The organism is Kitasatospora sp. NBC_00039 (genome assembly GCF_045160625.1).
In the GTDB taxonomy this organism is placed as follows: Bacteria; Actinomycetota; Actinomycetes; order Streptomycetales; family Streptomycetaceae; genus Kitasatospora.
Map to the genome: position 1 here is coordinate 4,690,366 of NZ_CP108289.1, position 15,437 is coordinate 4,705,802.

Below are 15,437 nucleotides of genomic sequence, written 5' to 3' on the forward strand. Positions count from 1 at the left end.
GGCGTGCGACGGCACCCGGGACCTCGGGGTCCGCCGGCTCGCAGTACCGTGATCGCGTGCGGCGCGCGGTGCCGGGATCATGCCCGCAACCGTGCGGGAACATGGCAGCCGCGGCACCTGCGTACCCGAAGCACAGGCGTATCCGAGATCCATCCGGCAGGGAGTGTTCGAGGTGACGGCGGACCCGACGGCCGCTCCGGGCAACACCGGGCCGTCCGGCGAACCCGACGAGGAGGCCCGCCGGCTCTACCTGGCCATCCTCGTCGGCGGCGGCCGCATCCCCGTCGCCGACGTCCCCGAGGCCGACCGGGCCGCGCTGCGCCGGCTCGTCGACACCGGCCTGCTGATGCCCAACCCCATGGACGCCTGCTACACCGCCGTCAGCCCGCGCTCGGTCAGCGACCGGCTGGGCGCCGAACTGCGCAGCGAGGCCACCCGGCTGCTGGTCCGCGCCGAGAACCTCCCCGGCGCCCTCGACTCCCTCACCCGCGCCTACGACGCCATGCCCCGGCCGCCCGAGCGCTCCGGCGGCGCCGTCTACATCGAGGGCCACGTCCACATCCGCCACCGCATCTCGCAGCTGGTCTCCGACTGCCGCAGCGAGGTCCTCACCGCCCAGCCCGGCCACCGCCCGGCCGACGCCCTGCAGATCGCCCTCCTTCAGGACGTCCAACTCCTGCAACGCGGCTGCTCGCTGCGGACCATCTACCAGCCGGTGGCCGTCTCCGAGCCCGCCGCCCGCGCCTACGCCGACAAAGTCACCCGGCACGGCTCGCTGATCCGGATCCTGGACGAGCCGTTCCATCGGCTGTTCGTCTTCGACCGCTCCGTCGCCGTGCTCTCCGCCAACGAGGACAACAGCACCGCCGCCTTCATCTCCGACCCGGCCGCGATCGCCTTCCTGGTCAACGCCTTCGAACGCGACTGGGCCCGCGCCGACACCACCGACTGGGCCGCCGCCCGCGCCCACGGCCCCACCCGCGACGCCGCCGAGCGGGTCGGCCGCCTGCTCGCCCGCGGCCTCACCCAGCGCGCCGTCGCCACCCGGCTCGGGCTCAGCGAACGCACCGTCGCCGCCCACATCTCCCGCCTCCGCGAACGGTACGGTGCGCAGACGCTGTTCCAGCTCGGCTGGCTGATGCGAGGCGGCCCGGATGACCGATGAGCCCACCACCGCCGAACACGCCCTCTACCTGGCCGCCCTCGCGGCCGGCGGGCACCTGCGCGCGGCCGCCCTCACCCCGGCCGACGCCCCCGCCCTCACCGGCCTGCTGGGCCACGGCCTGCTCGTCCCCGCCACCGCCGGCTACACGGCCGTCGACCCGCGCTGCGTCAGCGACCGCGTCGGCGCCGGACTCCGCTCCGAGGCCACCCGCTTGCTCGTCCACGCCGAACGGCTCCCGGCCGCCCTCGACGACCTGACCCGCGCGTACGACGCCGTGCCCCGCCCGGTGGTCCCCCCAGAAGCCGTCCATGTCGAGGGCACCGCGGAGATCCGGCAGCGCGTCGCCGAACTCCTCTCCGACTGCACGGAGGAGCTGCTCGCCGCCCAACCCGGCCCCCGCCCGGTCGTCGGCCTGCGGATGGCGATGCCCCAGGACCTCGCACTGCTCAGGCGCGGCGGCGCCATGCGGACCCTCTACCAGCCGCTGGCCTTCGCCGACCGCGCGGTGGCGGAGCACGTGCGGTCGATGGTCGGACACGGCGCCCGGGTCCGGGTGCTGAAGGAGCCCTACCGGCGGATGCTCGTCTTCGACCGCTCGGTGGCCGTCATCCCCGCCGCCGACGACGAAAGCCGAGCGGCCTTCGTCCACAACTCCGCGGTGGTCGCCTTCCTGGTCGCCGTCTTCGAACGCGACTGGTCCCGGGCCACCCCCGCCGGCCACCCCACCACCACCACCGCGCCCCACCCCACCACCACCCGGGTCGGCCACCTGCTCCGCCAAGGCCTCACCCAGCGCACCATCGCCACCCGGCTCCACCTCAGCGAACGCAGCATCGCCGCCCACATCGCGCGCCTGCGCCGCCGCCACGACGCCCGGACGCTGTTCCAGCTGGGCTGGCAGATGAGGGGCGGCGGCGATGACTGAGCCCCGCACCGCGTCCGACCTGCTGACCGCGGCCCTGCCGGACGCCGCTGCCCGGGAGCTGTACCGCGCCATCCTCCGCGAGGGCGGGCGCATCCGGGCCGCCGAGGTCGGCCCGGCGGACGCCGCGGCGCTGGACCGGTTGGTCGAAGTCGGCCTGCTGGTCCCGCTGCTGATGGACGCCTCGTACAGCGCCGTGGACCCGCGCTCGGTCACCGACCGGATCGGGGTGGACATCCGGCTGATGAGCGCGCGGCTCCTGCGGGAGGCGGAGCAGCTGCCCGATCTGATGGACGACCTCACCCGGGCCTACGACGCCGCGCCGCGTCGCCATGACGGCCCGGCAGGCGTCAGGTACCTCGCGGACATGGCACAGATCCGCCACGAGATCGAGCAACTGGCCCAGGCGTACCGGGCGGAGGGGCTGACCGCACAGCCCGGCGGGGCCCGGCCGGCCGGGCTGCTGCCCGACTCGCTCGACCGGTCCCGCCGCTACCTCGAACGCGGTGGGACCATGCGGACGATCTACGAACCGGCTGCCCGGTTGGACGGCCCGACCGTGGAGTACGCGGTCGAGGCCACCAGGCTCGGGTGCGCGATCCGGGTGCTGGCCGTGCCGTTCAAGCGGATGCTGATCTTCGACCGCACCGTCGCCGTCATCCCGGCCGCGCCGGACAACAGCAGTGCCGCCTTCGTGGAGGACCCGGCGACGGTGGCCTTCCTGGTCGACGTCTTCGAGCAGCACTGGCAGCAGGCGGACGGGGTGAACTGGGCCGGCCTGGTCGCCGGGCCGGCCGAGCCCGCCGTCCACGATCAGGTCGGCCGCCTGCTCTCCCAGGGGCTGACCCAGCGGGTGATCGCCGGCCGCCTGGGCCTCAGCGAGCGTACGGTGGCCGGCCACATCGCGCGGCTGCGGGAGCTGTACGACGCGGAGACCCTGTTCCAGCTGGGGTGGCAGATCCGGGGAGCGCGGACGCGGGAGTCCGATGCGTGAGCGGCCGGGCGAGGTCAGCCGGTGGCGGCGTTGCTCGGCCAGTAGCCGGTCGGGCCGACGGCCGGGGGCTGCTGGCGGGGGACGGTGAACTGCTCGCCGGGGGCGGTCCAGAAGCCCTCGCGCAGGGAGAGCGCCATGCCGGCCCAGTCGAGGGCCGTCTCCACGGTGTGGTGGAGGGCCTCCTGCGACCAGGTGTCGTCGAAGACGAGCGGCAGCACGGGGGCGACCTGCTCGATGGTGGCGATCAGCGGGTTGTGCGTGATCGCCTCGTCCACCAGCAGGACGATCGGCTTGCGCAGCGCCGACGCCCACCCCAGCTCGAGGCTCACCCCGGCGGACAGCGGCGCGCCGACGTACGCGAAGACCAGGTCGGCGGACTGCAGGGCCCGGAAGTCCGACGGCACCCGCGGCTCGGGGGCCCGGCCGGCGACGGTCCAGGCGTCGCTGTGGTGCGCGCTGTACACGGCGGCACCGCTGCGCAGGAGCGTGGTGCGAAGCGTCGTCAGTCGCGTCCGGCTGGCCAGGGTCACCACGCTGTCGGCCGGCCCGGTCAGTCGCATCAACGGCGCGGCCAGGAAGACTCGTGCACGCCGGCCCTCGGGGGCCTGGCTGTCGTGGTGACGCAGGTAGGGCTCGGTCATTGTCGACTCCGGGGGAGGGCGTCGGTGGTGGCTGCATCACTGCCGACGCGTGGCGTGGAGGTTGCTGCTTAGAGAATTTGGGCGGATTTATCGTTGTTTCGCCGCCCAGTGATACCGGCGCCGAACGGGAGGATCCGGCGTTGAGGTGAGGAGGGCGTGAGTTGATCGTCCACCGAGCAGAGCCGGCAGTCCACTGACGCACAGTGTCATCCGTCTGCATGGCACAGAGATGCCACCCTCTGCATGAGTTCGTCCGTGACAGTCGCAAGCTCTATGTGGCACCATCTGAGCGTTTGATGGCATGTCGTATGCGCTTTCGATCGGACATGCCACGAGAGATTGGGGTGTGCATGTCTCGTCTGCGTCAGGTCGCCAGTGCGGCCATGGTGGCGATATCCGTTGGCTTCGTTGCCGTGCTCGGCATTGGCGTCAGTGGACATGATGCCGATAGTTCTGTCCATGTCAATCGATCGGTCACCGGAGTCGATTCCAATGACCAGTCGGCCCAGGCGTCGCTCAGCTTTTTGGAGAATGACCACCAGTGGACATGACAGTTTCGCCCGGCTTGTGGCGAATCCTGTGATGTGGTGACTGTGGGCCGGGCGATGCGGCACGGGTGAGGAGTACCCGCGGCCGGCAGCCGGCGGGGGCTCGTGCTGTCGCCGGATGCGGCGCGGCGGGGGCTAGCCGTCGTGGGACTCGTGCTGCAGGCGCGCGAGTGCGTAGCCCAGCTGGAACAGCGATTCGACGTTGTAGTCCTCACGCATCTCGGCGAGATGGCGGGCCAGTGTCCGTTCGCTGATGCCGAGACGTCGGGCTATCACCCGGTGGTTGGTGCCTTCGAGGAGCAGATCGATAATGGTCTGCCGCAATCGGGAGACCACCTGCTGCGGAACGGTCCGGCCGCCGGTGAAATCGAGGCCGCGGTTCCAGTTGCGCTCGAACACCTCGTGGAAGAGGAAGTGGATGACTGCCGGATCGTAGATGAAGGCAGCGACGTTGAGGTCTTCCGCGACCGGAATCACGGCGAGGAGCCGGTCGACGATGATCAGCCGCGTGTAGGGCTCGTCGAGCGTGCGGAACTTGCCTCCCGCCTCGGTGATTTTTGCGACGTAGTCCCGGGTCGGCGCGTGGTACCGGGTGCTCGGGTGGTAGATGGTCCGCGTGGATATGCCGCGCTTCAAATCACCCAGGTCGTCGGAGATGGCTCGCGAGAGGACCTCCGGAGGCCGAGGTCCGCCGGGCTGGGCGGCGAGTATCTCCTCCTTTGCCGAGGTCACGGCGTGGTTTATCCGTTGGGCGATCAGTGCTTTTCCGTGCACGTATTCAATGATCCCGCCGGTCGACTCCGGCCGGTGGAATGCCTCGGCAAGGCCCTGTAGGTCGCTCGGGACGGCTATGGCGCGCGCCAGGAGGTCAAGCGCCTGCCGCTGCCACGTGGTGCTCAGTCTGGTGGCCAATTGCTGAGGGTCGACCGCCACCAGGACCTGGGGGTCATCGGTGTCGGGAATGAGCAGGCCGATATCGAGCAGTTCGCCGAGATGGCCGTAGCTGCTGTCGTGGATTTCTTTGCGGTTGATGCGGCCACGGGTGCGGATAATCAAGAGGTAGAGATCGTGGGCGGCGGCGGACAGCGTGCCCGCGCTGACAACATCCGGACCGGAGTCGTTCCTCCCGCTCATTCACGGCTCCTTCTCGATGACCGAACTGGCCCCATGGTGGTACTGGCACCTCACCGCGATCCTAGATCGTGAGGCGGATGCAGGATCGGGCATTCTTCCACTGCTGCGTGGCGAACCTGTTGACTGGCACCCTCTCACCAACGGACAGCCGCCGGCACCCCCCCGACCAGAGGGAACCGGCGGCCGTGTCCAGGCTCGGCAAGTCAGCGCTTGGGCCGCCACACCACCAGGGCGCTGGACTGGGTGGGCGGCTGGTAGGGCACCAGGTCGCGGCGGTAGGAGGCGTGGATGGTGGCCTCGCGCTGCTGGAGGGTGGTGGCGGCACCTTCGAGGGAGTCGGCGAGCTCGGCGATGCGGGACTGGAGGGCGGTGACCTGGTTCTCCAGCTCGATGATCCGCTTGATGCCGGCCAGGTTGATGCCCTCGTCCTGGGAGAGGCGCTGGACCTCGCGCAGCTGCTGGATGTCGCGGGCGGAGTAGCGGCGGCCGCGGCCGGCGGTGCGGTCGGGGCAGACCAGGCCGAGACGGTCGTACTGGCGCAGCGTCTGCGGGTGCAGGCCGGAGAGCTCGGCGGCGACCGAGATCACGTAGACCGGGGTGTCCTCGGTGAGGACGTACTGCGGGGGCGGGGCGGCCCGGCGGGCGCGCGGGGCGCTGCCGGGGAGGCCTTCGCCCACGCCGGGGCCGATCGGGCCGCCGGGGCCCAGGGGGCCGAGCGGGCTGCTGTCGGGGGTCATCTGGTCGTCACGCTCCCTTCGCCGCCTGGAACAGGGCGGCTCGTGGGTCGTCGGAGGCGGTGGCCTCGCGGTACTGCTCCAGGGCCGTCAGCGCGTCGCCGGTGACGTGCTGGGGCACCACGACCTCCACGGTGACCAGGAGGTCGCCGCGGGTGCCGTCCTTGCGGGTGGCGCCCTTGCCGCGGGCCCGCAGGGTGAGGCCGTTGGCACTGCCGGGGGGCAGCTTGAGCTTCACCGAGGGGCCGTTGAGCGTCGGCACCTCGATGGTGCCGCCGAGAGCGGCTTCGGGGAAGGTGACGGGCACCGTCACGGTGAGGTTGTCGGCCTTGCGCCCGAAGACGGGGTGCGTGTCGACGTGCACGGTGACGTAGAGGTCGCCGGCCTGGCCGCCGCGCTCGCCCTGGGCGCCCTTGCCCTTGAGGCGGATGCGCTGGGCGTCCTGGACGCCGGCCGGGATCCGGACCTGCATGGTGCGGGCGGAGCTGGCCCGGCCGCTGCCGTGGCAGTCGGGGCACGGGTCGTCGACGATCATGCCCCGGCCACGGCAGTCCCGGCAGGGCTCGGAGAGGGCGAAGGCGCCCTGGCCGCGGCTGACGGTGCCGGCGCCGACGCAGGTGGGACAGACCCGGGGGGTGGTGCCGGCCTTGGCGCCGGTGCCGCTGCAGGTGCGGCAGGGGGCCTGGCTGGTCATCCGGAGTGGGACGGTCGCGCCGTCGACGGCCTCCTCGAAGGAGAGCGTCACCTCGGTCTCGACGTCGGCTCCGCGCCGGGGCTGGGGCTGGCGGCCGCCGCGGTTGAAGAGGCCGCCGAAGACGTCGCCGATCCCGCCGCCACCGCCGGCGCCGCCGCCGCCCTGGCTACCGCTGAAGAGGTCGCCGAAGTCGAAGCTGTAGTTGCCGCCACCGGGGCCGCCGGAGCGGAAGCCGCCGTTGGCGAAGAGGGTGCGCGCCTCGTCGTACTCCTTGCGGCGCTTCTCGTCCGACAGGACGTCATAGGCCTCGGAGATGTCCTTGAAGCGCTCTTCGGCCTTGCTGTCGCCCTTGTTCGCATCGGGGTGGAACTCGCGCGCCAGCTTGCGGTACGTCTTCTTGATCTCGGTGGCGGAGGCGTCCTTGGGCACGCCGAGGACCTTGTAGTAGTCCTTCTCCACGTAGTCCTTGCCGCTCATGCGCCCACCTCGCTTCGCTCGGCAGCCGCTTCGCGGAACGCGCGCCCCCGGTCGATTCGCTCGCTGCGCTCGCTCATGCGCCCACCTCGCTTCGCTCGGCAGCCGCTTCGCGGAACGCGCGCCCCCGGTCGATTCGCTCGCTGCGCTGGCTCATGGCTGCCGCCACCTCCCACGATCCATAGTCAATGTGCTGTCAAGAGACAGGGACAGGGTGCTGTCAACGGAGACGGCGCTGCGGAGCCGGCCGTCGTACTGGACGACGTACGACTCCGCAGCGCACGGGTTGTCAGCTCTCCGAGCCACCGTCTGCCTTGTCGGCGTCCTCGGCCTTGTCGGCGTCGGGCGCGGCGGTGGTCTGGGTGCCCGGCTGGGGCTCCGCGACCGCCACCATCGCCGGGCGGATGATCCGCTCGCCGATCCGGTAGCCGGGCTGGAGGATCTGGACACAGGTGTCCTCGGTGACGTCCGAGGAGTAGCTGTGCATCAGCGCCTCGTGCATGGTCGGGTCGAAGGGCTCGCCCTCCTTGCCGAACTGCTGGAGGCCCAGCTTGGCCACGACCGTCTCCAGGGACTCGGCGACGGACTTGAAGCCGCCCGTCACCTCGCCGTGCTCGCGGGCCCGGCCGATGTCGTCCAGGACCGGGATCAGCGACTCCAGGATGTTGGAGACGGCGATCTCACGGACCGTCAGACGGTCACGCTCGACCCGCTTGCGGTAGTTCTGGTACTCGGCCTGAAGGCGCTGGAGGTCCGCCGTCCGCTCGGCCAGCTCGCGCTTGGCCGCGGCCGCGTCCCCCGGGCCGTCGGTGCTGTCACCGGCCGCGGCAGCCTCCTCGGCCGCCTTGATCACGGCCTCCTCGGCGGCGGAGTCGTCGCCGGGCTCAGCACCCTGCGGCTTCTCCGTCATGCCGCACCGCCCTTGGGCTTCTCGTCGTCCACGATCTCGGCGTCGACGACGTCGTCGTCCTTGGCACCGGCGGCGTCACCGGCCGGGGCGGCACCGGCGGCGTCGGCGTTGGCGTACAGGGCCTGGCCGAGCTTCTGGGCGGTGGTGGAGACCTTCTCGGAGGCGTCGCGGATGGCCGCGATGTCCTCGCCCTTCAGGGCCTGCTTGAGCTCGCCGATGGCGGCCTCGACCTCGGTCTTGACGTCGGCCGGGAGCTTGTCGGCGTTGTCGGCGATGAACTTCTCGGTCGAGTAGACGAGCTGCTCGGCCTGGTTGCGGGTCTCGACCGACTCGCGGCGCTTGTGGTCCTCCTCCGCGTACTGCTCGGCCTCGCGCATCATGCGCTCGATGTCGTCCTTCGGCAGCGCGGAGCCGCCGGTGACGGTCATCTTCTGCTCCTTGCCGGTGCCGAGGTCCTTCGCGCCGACGTGCATGATGCCGTTGGCGTCGATGTCGAAGGTGACCTCGATCTGGGGCAGGCCGCGGGGGGCCGGCGGGAGACCGGTCAGCTCGAACATGCCGAGCTTCTTGTTGTACGCGGCGATCTCGCGCTCGCCCTGGTAGACCTGGATCTGCACGGACGGCTGGTTGTCCTCGGCCGTGGTGAAGATCTCGGAGCGCTTGGTCGGGATCGTGGTGTTGCGCTCGATCAGCTTGGTCATGATGCCGCCCTTGGTCTCGATGCCGAGGGACAGCGGGGTGACGTCGAGCAGCAGGACGTCCTTGACCTCGCCCTTGAGGACACCGGCCTGGAGCGCGGCGCCGATGGCGACGACCTCGTCCGGGTTGACGCCCTTGTTGGCGTCCTTGCCGCCGGTCAGCTCGCGGACGAGCTCGGCGACGGCGGGCATGCGGGTCGAGCCGCCGACCAGGACGACGTGGTCGATCTCGGAGAGGGCGATGCCCGCGTCCTTGATGACGTTGTGGAACGGGACCTTGCAGCGCTCCAGGAGGTCGGCGGTCAGCTGCTGGAACTGGGCCCGGGTGAGCTTCTCGTCCAGGTGCAGCGGGCCCTCGGCGGACGCCGTGATGTAGGGCAGGTTGATCGAGGTCTCGGAGGACGAGGACAGCTCGATCTTGGCCTTCTCGGCAGCCTCGCGCAGACGCTGGAGGGCCATCTTGTCCTTCGACAGGTCGACACCGTGGCCGGCCTGGAAGACCTTCACCAGGTGGTCGACGACCTTCTGGTCCCAGTCGTCACCACCGAGGTGGTTGTCACCGTTGGTGGCCTTCACCTCGACGACCCCGTCGCCGATCTCCAGCAGCGAGACGTCGAAGGTGCCGCCGCCGAGGTCGAAGACCAGGATGGTCTGGTCGTCCTTGTCCAGGCCGTAGGCCAGGGCGGCCGCGGTGGGCTCGTTGACGATGCGCAGGACGTTGAGGCCCGCGATCTCACCGGCCTCCTTGGTGGCCTGGCGCTCGGAGTCGGAGAAGTACGCCGGGACGGTGATGACGGCGTCGGTGACCGTCTCGCCCAGGTACGCCTCGGCGTCGCGCTTCAGCTTCTGCAGCACGAAGGCGCTGATCTGCTGGGGGTTGAAGTCCTTGCCGTCCAGGTTGATCTTCCACCCGGTGCCCATGTGGCGCTTGACCGAGCGGATGGTCCGGTCGACGTTGGTGACCGCCTGGCGCTTGGCCACCTCGCCGACCAGCACCTCGCCGTTCTTCGCGAAGGCGACGACGGACGGCGTGGTCCGCGCACCCTCGGCGTTCGTGATGACGGTGGGCTCGCCACCCTCAAGGACGCTGACGACCGAGTTCGTCGTACCGAGGTCGATGCCGACCGCGCGTGCCATCGTTGGTACCTCCACGGAAGAGTTGAGCTTTACGGGCTCAAGGATGCACGACTCGGCGGGGGGCGTCAACAGCCATGAGTCGGTGGCGCTCAACTTTGCTGAGCGGTTGCGCGGAGACTTCCGGGTGTCGCGCGGGGATGGGGCCGGGTGGACCCGCCGGGCTGGCGTGGTGAGTGTGGACTCACGTGACTGCCGCCATACGTTGAACACCTTCTGGAGAAGAGTTGACAAACGGTAATGTCCGGGCCGTCGGCCCAGGAAGTTACCGACGAGTACAATCGATCCCGGAGAAACCGCCAACCCAGCAAAGCCGCAGGAGACGGAGAGCCGATGCAACTAGCAGCGATCGTCATCTCGCTGGTCACGTTTGTGATCGGCACCGCGCTCGCCGCACGTGGGGCGCTGTACATCTTCAAGGTGGTGCGGACCGGCCAGTCCGACCCCACCAGGTTCGGAGAGCCCGTACAGCGGGTGAAGACCGTGGCGGTCGAGTTCGTCGGCCACACCCGGATGAACCGCTGGGGCGTCGTCGGCATCGCGCACTGGTTCGTCGCGGTCGGCTTCTTCAGCCTGGTGCTGACCATCGTCAACGCCTTCGGCCAGCTCTTCGACGCCGAGTTCGCGCTGCCGATCATCGGCCACTGGATGCTCTGGCAGCTTTTCGTCGAACTGCTCGGCACCCTCACCACGGCGGGCATCGTGACCCTGATGGTGATCCGGCTGCTCAGCCTGCCGTCCCGGTCCGGCCGCAAGTCCCGGTTCGCCGGCTCGATCGCCTGGCAGGCCTTCTACGTCGAGTACACGATCCTCGGCATCGGCCTCTGCATCCTGATGCTGCGCGCCCTGGAGGGCGCCCTCAACGGCGTCGACTCGTACGGGCCCGAGCACCTGGTCTCGTACCCGCTGGTCTCCGCGTTCAGCGGGCTGCAGCACGGCACGCTGGAGAACCTGATCTACTTCTTCGCGATGCTGAAGATCTGCATCTCGTTCGCGTGGGCGACCACCATCGGCATCAACCCCTCGATGGGTGTGGCCTGGCACCGCTTCCTCGGCTTCTTCAACATCTACTTCAAGCGCGAGGAGGACGGCGGCACCGCGCTCGGCGCCCTGCGCCCGATGACCAGCGGCGGCGCCCCGATCGACTTCGAGGACCCGGCCGACGACGCCGTCTTCGGCGTCTCCCAGGTCGAGCACTTCTCCTGGAAGGGCATCCTCGACTTCTCCACCTGCACCGAGTGCGGCCGCTGCCAGTCGCAGTGCCCCGCCTGGAACACCGGCAAGCCGCTCTCGCCCAAGCTGCTGATCATGAGCCTGCGCGAGCACGCCTTCGGCAAGGCGCCGTACCTGCTGGCCGGCGGCGGCAAGGACACGGAGGGCGAGGAGAAGGCCACCGCCGAGCAGCTCGCCGGCGTCCCGGCCGCCGCCCTCGCCGAGGCCGAGCGCCCGCTGATCGGCACCGCCGAGGAGAACGGCGTCATCGACCCGGACGTCCTGTGGTCCTGCACCACCTGCGGCGCCTGCGTCGAGCAGTGCCCGGTGGACATCGAGCACATCGACCACATCGTCGACATGCGCCGCTACCAGGTGATGATCGAGTCCTCGTTCCCGACCGAGGCCGGGACGATGCTCAAGAACCTGGAGAACAAGGGCAACCCGTGGGGCATGGCCACCAAGGCCCGCCTCGACTGGGTCAAGGAGCTGAAGAAGGAGACCGGCATCGAGGTGCCGGTGATCGGTGAGGACATCGACCCCGCCGAGGTCGAGTACCTCTACTGGGTCGGCTGCGCCGGGGCCCTGGAGGACCGCGCCAAGAAGACCACCAAGGCCTTCGCGGAGCTGCTGCACACCGCCGGCGTGAAGTTCGCGATCCTCGGCAAGGAGGAGTCCTGCACCGGTGACTCCGCCCGCCGCCTGGGCAACGAGTTCCTCTTCCAGATGCTCGGCGCGCAGAACGTCGAGACCCTGAACGCGGCGCTGGAGGACGCTCCGAAGAAGCGGATCGTCGCCACCTGCCCGCACTGCTTCAACACCATCGCCAACGAGTACCCGCAGCTGGGCGGCCACTTCGAGGTCATCCACCACACCCAGCTGCTGCAGCACCTGATCGACGAGGGCAAGCTCGTCCCGGTCAACCCGGTCGAGGGCCTCATCACCTACCACGACCCCTGCTACCTGGGCCGCCACAACAAGGTCTACAGCCCGCCGCGCGAGATCATGGACAAGGTCCCCGGCCTGCGCCAGCAGGAGATGCACCGCCACAAGGAGCGCGGCTTCTGCTGCGGCGCCGGCGGCGCGCGGATGTGGATGGAGGAGCGGATCGGCAAGCGGATCAACACCGAGCGCGTGGACGAGGCGCTGTCCCTCAACCCGGACATCGTCTCCACCGCCTGTCCGTTCTGCCTGGTGATGCTCTCCGACTCGGTCAACGGGAAGAAGAACGAGGGCGCGGCCAAGGAGCACCTGAAGGTGGTCGACGTCGCCCAGCTGCTGCTCGACTCCGTCAAGGCGGCCCCGCCGGCCGCGGCGGAGGCGGAGACGGTCGACGCCTGAGGTCCGAGGCCCGAGGCCCGAGGTTTCGGGTCCGAGGTGCCGCCGACCGAGGTCGGCGGCCTGAGGCCCGACGGACGGGGACGGCCGACGCCCGCACAGGGCCGGCGACCGTCCCGGTGTTCGACAGTTCTGTTACAACTGCCCGGCCCGGTGGGTGCCACGAGCGCCCGCCGGGCCGGGCTTTTCGCCGGGCCCGGCGGCGGGCATTCGGCGGGGTTTCACCGGGCCCTCACCCGGCTTTCCGCCCTGCGTCGCAGGCCGGACCGGTCCGGCCGGGGCGCCAACCGCCGGACCGCCGGGAGGCATCCCGGTTGGAAGGAAATACAGTAGGCGCCTGACCGGCCCTGTGCCGGTCGACCCGTGCCGGCCCACCGGACGGGTGTCCAGACCACCGACGGAGGTATCGGCCCGCCGGGCCGGGCCGCAGAGACCACAAGGGGAACAGCGCAGACCATGACCGAGGCGATCATGCTGGTCGGTGGTAAGGGCACGCGACTGCGTCCGCTGACCACCCACACCCCGAAGCCCATGCTGCCCGTGGCAGGCGTCCCGTTCATCGCGCACCAGCTGGCCCGCGCGGCCGCCGCCGGAGTGACCCGCGTGGTGCTGGCCACCTCCTACCTGGCCGAGGTCTTCGAGGACCACTTCCAGGACGGCACCCCGTACGGCATCGAGCTCGTCTACCTGACCGAGCGCGAGCCGCTCGGCACCGGCGGCGCCATCCGCAACGCCGCCTCGGGGCTCACCTGCGGCCCCGACGAGCCGGTCCTGGTCTTCAACGGCGACATCCTGTCCGGCGTCGACATCGCCGCCCTGCGCGACGGCCACGTGGCCGCCGGGGCCGACGTCACCCTGCACCTCACCCGGGTCGAGGACCCGCGCGCGTTCGGGCTGGTCCCGACCGACGAGAACGGCCGGGTGCTGGAGTTCCTGGAGAAGCCGGAGACGCCGGAGCAGATCGTCACCGACCAGATCAACGCCGGCTGCTACGTCTTCACCCGGTCCGTGATCGACCGCATCCCGGCCGGCCGGGAGGTCTCGGTCGAGCGCGAGACCTTCCCCGAGCTGCTGGCCACCGGTGCCCTGCTGCGCGGCGTCGTGGACACCTCGTACTGGCTGGACCTCGGCACCCCGGCCGCCTTCGTCCGCGGCTCGGCCGACCTGGTGCTCGGCAAGGTCGACTCCCCGGCCGTCCCCGGCCCGACAGGCGACGCCCTGCTGCTGCCCGGCGCGACCGTCCACCCGAGCGCGGTGCTGAGCGGCGGCAGCGTCGTCGCCGAGGGCGCGGTGGTCGACGCCGGCGCGATCGTCGAGGGCAGCGTCATCCTGCCCGGCGCGGTGATCGGCCCGGACAGCCTGGTCAAGGACTCGATCGTGGGCGCGTACGCCTCCATCGGCGACCGGACGGCGCTGGACGGCGCGGTGATCGGCGACGGCGCGATCGTCGAGGCCGACAACGAGCTGCCGAGCGGCGTCCGGATCGCCTGCGGCACGCTGCTGCCGGTCGGCGCCGTCCGCACCTCGGCCGGCCCGGGCGGCTGCCCGGCGGGGACCACGGCCGCCGCGGCGGTGCATGCGCCCAAGGTGTCCGCGCAGCGCTGAGCGCGAGCGGGCCGCCCGGCCGTCACAGGCTCGCTGCAAACGTGCTCCGGCCGGGGTGCACGGCCGACGCGGGGTCAGCCGGACGGGTACCTTCGGAACGTGGCTGGTAATCGATACGACAGCGGTCAGGGCGCCGACCCCCACGGCGGGTGGTCGGCTCCTCCGCCCTCGGCGGGGGCGCCCGGGGGGTACGGGCAGGTGGACGGGCCGGAGTACTTCACCGCCCCGCACCGGGGGGCGCCGGGGGGCGGCCAGGGACACGGCGCCCAGGCCCAAGGCGGCCAGGGGCACGGGGGCGGTCAGGCCCACGGCGGCCAGGGCGGGTACGACCCGTACGCCGCCGACCAGCCCGGCCACACCCGGGCGTTCCCGACCGGCGGCGACCCGTACGCGGGCGAGCCGTACCCGTACCAGGGGCAGGGGTACCCGCAGGAGTACGGGCAGCCCTATCCGGACGGCGCCTACGACCAGGGCGGGCCCCACGGCTACGGCCAGGACCAGGCGTACGGGCAGGACCAGGGCTACGGCCACGAGCAGGGCTACGCCCAGGACAACGTGGGCGTCTACCGGGCCGGCGGCCAGTCCGCCCCGCACGTCTCCGGCCCGCGCCCGACCTGGCGCGAGCTGCTGGTCGGCCTCCTCCGCAACCCGGCCGCGACCTTCGACCGCACCCGCGACCACCAGGTCTGGCTCCCCGCGCTCACCGTCTCGCTGCTGTACGGCGCGCTGGCCGTGCTCGGCATCGGCCTGACCCACGACGACGTGGTCAACTCGACCTTCACCGTCGCACTCACCGCCATGCTCGTGGCCGCGATCGGCTTCACCCTGGCCGGCGCCACGCTCGGCGCGGTGACGTACGCACTGGCCCGCCAGTTCGGCGGGGACGGCCCGTGGAAGTCGACGGTCGGCCTGGCCGTGCTGATCGGCTGGACGACGGACGCGCCCAGGCTGCTGCTGGCCCTGGTGCTGCCCTCCGACAACATGGTGGTCCAGGTCGTCGGCTGGGCGACCTGGGTGCTCTGCGCCGTGCTGCTGACCACCATGGTTCGCCGGCTGCACGACCTGCCCTGGGGAAAGGCGGCCGGCGCGGCCGCGCTGCAGCTCCTGGCGCTGCTGGTACTGATCAAGCTGCCGACCCTGGGCTGAGCCCGTCGGCCCGGGGGCCGGGCGCTGCCCGTGCGGCGCCGTGCCGGGAGAGAATGGACGACGGGCCCCGCCTGCGGGGCCCGTTCCG

12 protein-coding genes and 1 pseudogene are annotated in these 15,437 nt (G+C 71.1%); 7 read left to right on the forward strand and 6 right to left on the reverse strand.

The window, feature by feature from the left end; genetic code table 11:
• Positions 1-172 precede the first annotated feature (172 nt).
• From OG286_RS20710 to OG286_RS20720, 3 genes are read left to right on the forward strand one after another with little or no spacing between them, the layout of a single operon-like run.
• Positions 173-1,165: a LuxR C-terminal-related transcriptional regulator gene (locus OG286_RS20710; RefSeq protein WP_396324274.1), complete on the forward strand. Its 993-nt coding sequence runs from the start codon at positions 173-175 to the stop codon at positions 1,163-1,165.
• On the forward strand, positions 1,155-2,090 hold the full coding sequence (locus tag OG286_RS20715) for a LuxR family transcriptional regulator (protein WP_405360532.1): 936 nt from the start codon (positions 1,155-1,157) through the stop codon (positions 2,088-2,090). The genes OG286_RS20710 and OG286_RS20715 overlap by 11 nt, the downstream gene beginning before the upstream one ends.
• Positions 2,083-3,081, forward strand: coding sequence for a LuxR family transcriptional regulator (locus OG286_RS20720; protein ID WP_405360530.1), 999 nt, complete (start codon positions 2,083-2,085; stop codon positions 3,079-3,081). The genes OG286_RS20715 and OG286_RS20720 overlap by 8 nt, the downstream gene beginning before the upstream one ends.
• A gap of 14 nt (positions 3,082-3,095) precedes the next feature.
• Here the strand turns inward: OG286_RS20720 and OG286_RS20725 are convergent, their stop codons facing one another.
• Positions 3,096-3,722 carry a hypothetical protein gene (locus tag OG286_RS20725; protein WP_396324271.1) on the reverse strand — a complete coding sequence of 209 codons (627 nt, stop codon included), beginning with the start codon at positions 3,720-3,722 and terminating at the stop codon, positions 3,096-3,098.
• Between the two features lie 350 nt (positions 3,723-4,072).
• Here OG286_RS20725 and OG286_RS20730 point away from each other — a divergent pair, with 350 nt between their 5' ends.
• Positions 4,073-4,273, forward strand: coding sequence for a hypothetical protein (locus OG286_RS20730; protein ID WP_396324270.1), 201 nt, complete (start codon positions 4,073-4,075; stop codon positions 4,271-4,273).
• Between the two features lie 132 nt (positions 4,274-4,405).
• Here the strand turns inward: OG286_RS20730 and OG286_RS20735 are convergent, their stop codons facing one another.
• The 5 genes from OG286_RS20735 to dnaK all read right to left on the reverse strand — a co-directional run bounded on the left by OG286_RS20735 (position 4,406) and on the right by dnaK (position 10,051).
• Positions 4,406-5,404: a helix-turn-helix domain-containing protein gene (locus OG286_RS20735; protein WP_396324269.1), complete on the reverse strand. Its 999-nt coding sequence runs from the start codon at positions 5,402-5,404 to the stop codon at positions 4,406-4,408.
• A 203-nt stretch (positions 5,405-5,607) separates the two neighbouring features.
• Positions 5,608-6,141 (reverse strand): heat shock protein transcriptional repressor HspR, encoded by a 534-nt coding sequence (locus tag OG286_RS20740; protein WP_396324268.1) that lies wholly within the window; start codon positions 6,139-6,141, stop codon positions 5,608-5,610.
• A 7-nt stretch (positions 6,142-6,148) separates the two neighbouring features.
• Complete coding sequence (gene dnaJ / locus OG286_RS20745; RefSeq protein ID WP_396324267.1) at positions 6,149-7,309, reverse strand: molecular chaperone DnaJ; 1,161 nt, start codon at positions 7,307-7,309, stop codon at positions 6,149-6,151.
• 286 nt (positions 7,310-7,595) lie between these two features.
• On the reverse strand, positions 7,596-8,216 hold the full coding sequence (gene grpE, locus OG286_RS20750) for a nucleotide exchange factor GrpE (protein WP_396324266.1): 621 nt from the start codon (positions 8,214-8,216) through the stop codon (positions 7,596-7,598).
• Complete coding sequence (dnaK, locus tag OG286_RS20755; RefSeq protein WP_405365661.1) at positions 8,213-10,051, reverse strand: molecular chaperone DnaK; 1,839 nt, start codon at positions 10,049-10,051, stop codon at positions 8,213-8,215. The genes grpE and dnaK overlap by 4 nt, the downstream gene beginning before the upstream one ends.
• A 330-nt stretch (positions 10,052-10,381) precedes the next feature.
• On the opposite strand from dnaK, the gene OG286_RS20760 reads away from it, so the two are divergent.
• The 3 genes and pseudogenes from OG286_RS20760 (at position 10,382) to OG286_RS20770 (ending at position 15,349) form a co-directional block, all read left to right on the forward strand.
• Complete coding sequence (locus tag OG286_RS20760; protein ID WP_396324264.1) at positions 10,382-12,601, forward strand: (Fe-S)-binding protein; 2,220 nt, start codon at positions 10,382-10,384, stop codon at positions 12,599-12,601.
• Between the two features lie 453 nt (positions 12,602-13,054).
• Positions 13,055-14,128 (forward strand): annotated as a pseudogene (locus OG286_RS20765) (sugar phosphate nucleotidyltransferase); the annotation flags it as partial.
• 174 nt (positions 14,129-14,302) lie between these two features.
• Positions 14,303-15,349, forward strand: a complete 1,047-nt coding sequence (locus OG286_RS20770) for a Yip1 family protein (RefSeq protein ID WP_396324263.1) — start codon at positions 14,303-14,305, stop codon at positions 15,347-15,349.
• Positions 15,350-15,437 lie beyond the last annotated feature (88 nt).

Coding starts and splice junctions, on each gene's coding strand:
- OG286_RS20715 (WP_405360532.1), top strand. CDS start 1,155: ATGACCGATGAGCCCACCACCGCCGAACACGCCCTCTACCTGGCCGCC.
- OG286_RS20720 (WP_405360530.1), top strand. CDS start 2,083: ATGACTGAGCCCCGCACCGCGTCCGACCTGCTGACCGCGGCCCTGCCG.
- OG286_RS20725 (WP_396324271.1), bottom strand. CDS start 3,722: ATGACCGAGCCCTACCTGCGTCACCACGACAGCCAGGCCCCCGAGGGC.
- OG286_RS20730 (WP_396324270.1), top strand. CDS start 4,073: ATGTCTCGTCTGCGTCAGGTCGCCAGTGCGGCCATGGTGGCGATATCC.
- OG286_RS20735 (WP_396324269.1), bottom strand. CDS start 5,404: ATGAGCGGGAGGAACGACTCCGGTCCGGATGTTGTCAGCGCGGGCACG.
- OG286_RS20740 (WP_396324268.1), bottom strand. CDS start 6,141: ATGACCCCCGACAGCAGCCCGCTCGGCCCCCTGGGCCCCGGCGGCCCG.
- dnaJ (WP_396324267.1), bottom strand. CDS start 7,309: ATGAGCGGCAAGGACTACGTGGAGAAGGACTACTACAAGGTCCTCGGC.
- grpE (WP_396324266.1), bottom strand. CDS start 8,216: ATGACGGAGAAGCCGCAGGGTGCTGAGCCCGGCGACGACTCCGCCGCC.
- dnaK (WP_405365661.1), bottom strand. CDS start 10,051: ATGGCACGCGCGGTCGGCATCGACCTCGGTACGACGAACTCGGTCGTC.
- OG286_RS20760 (WP_396324264.1), top strand. CDS start 10,382: ATGCAACTAGCAGCGATCGTCATCTCGCTGGTCACGTTTGTGATCGGC.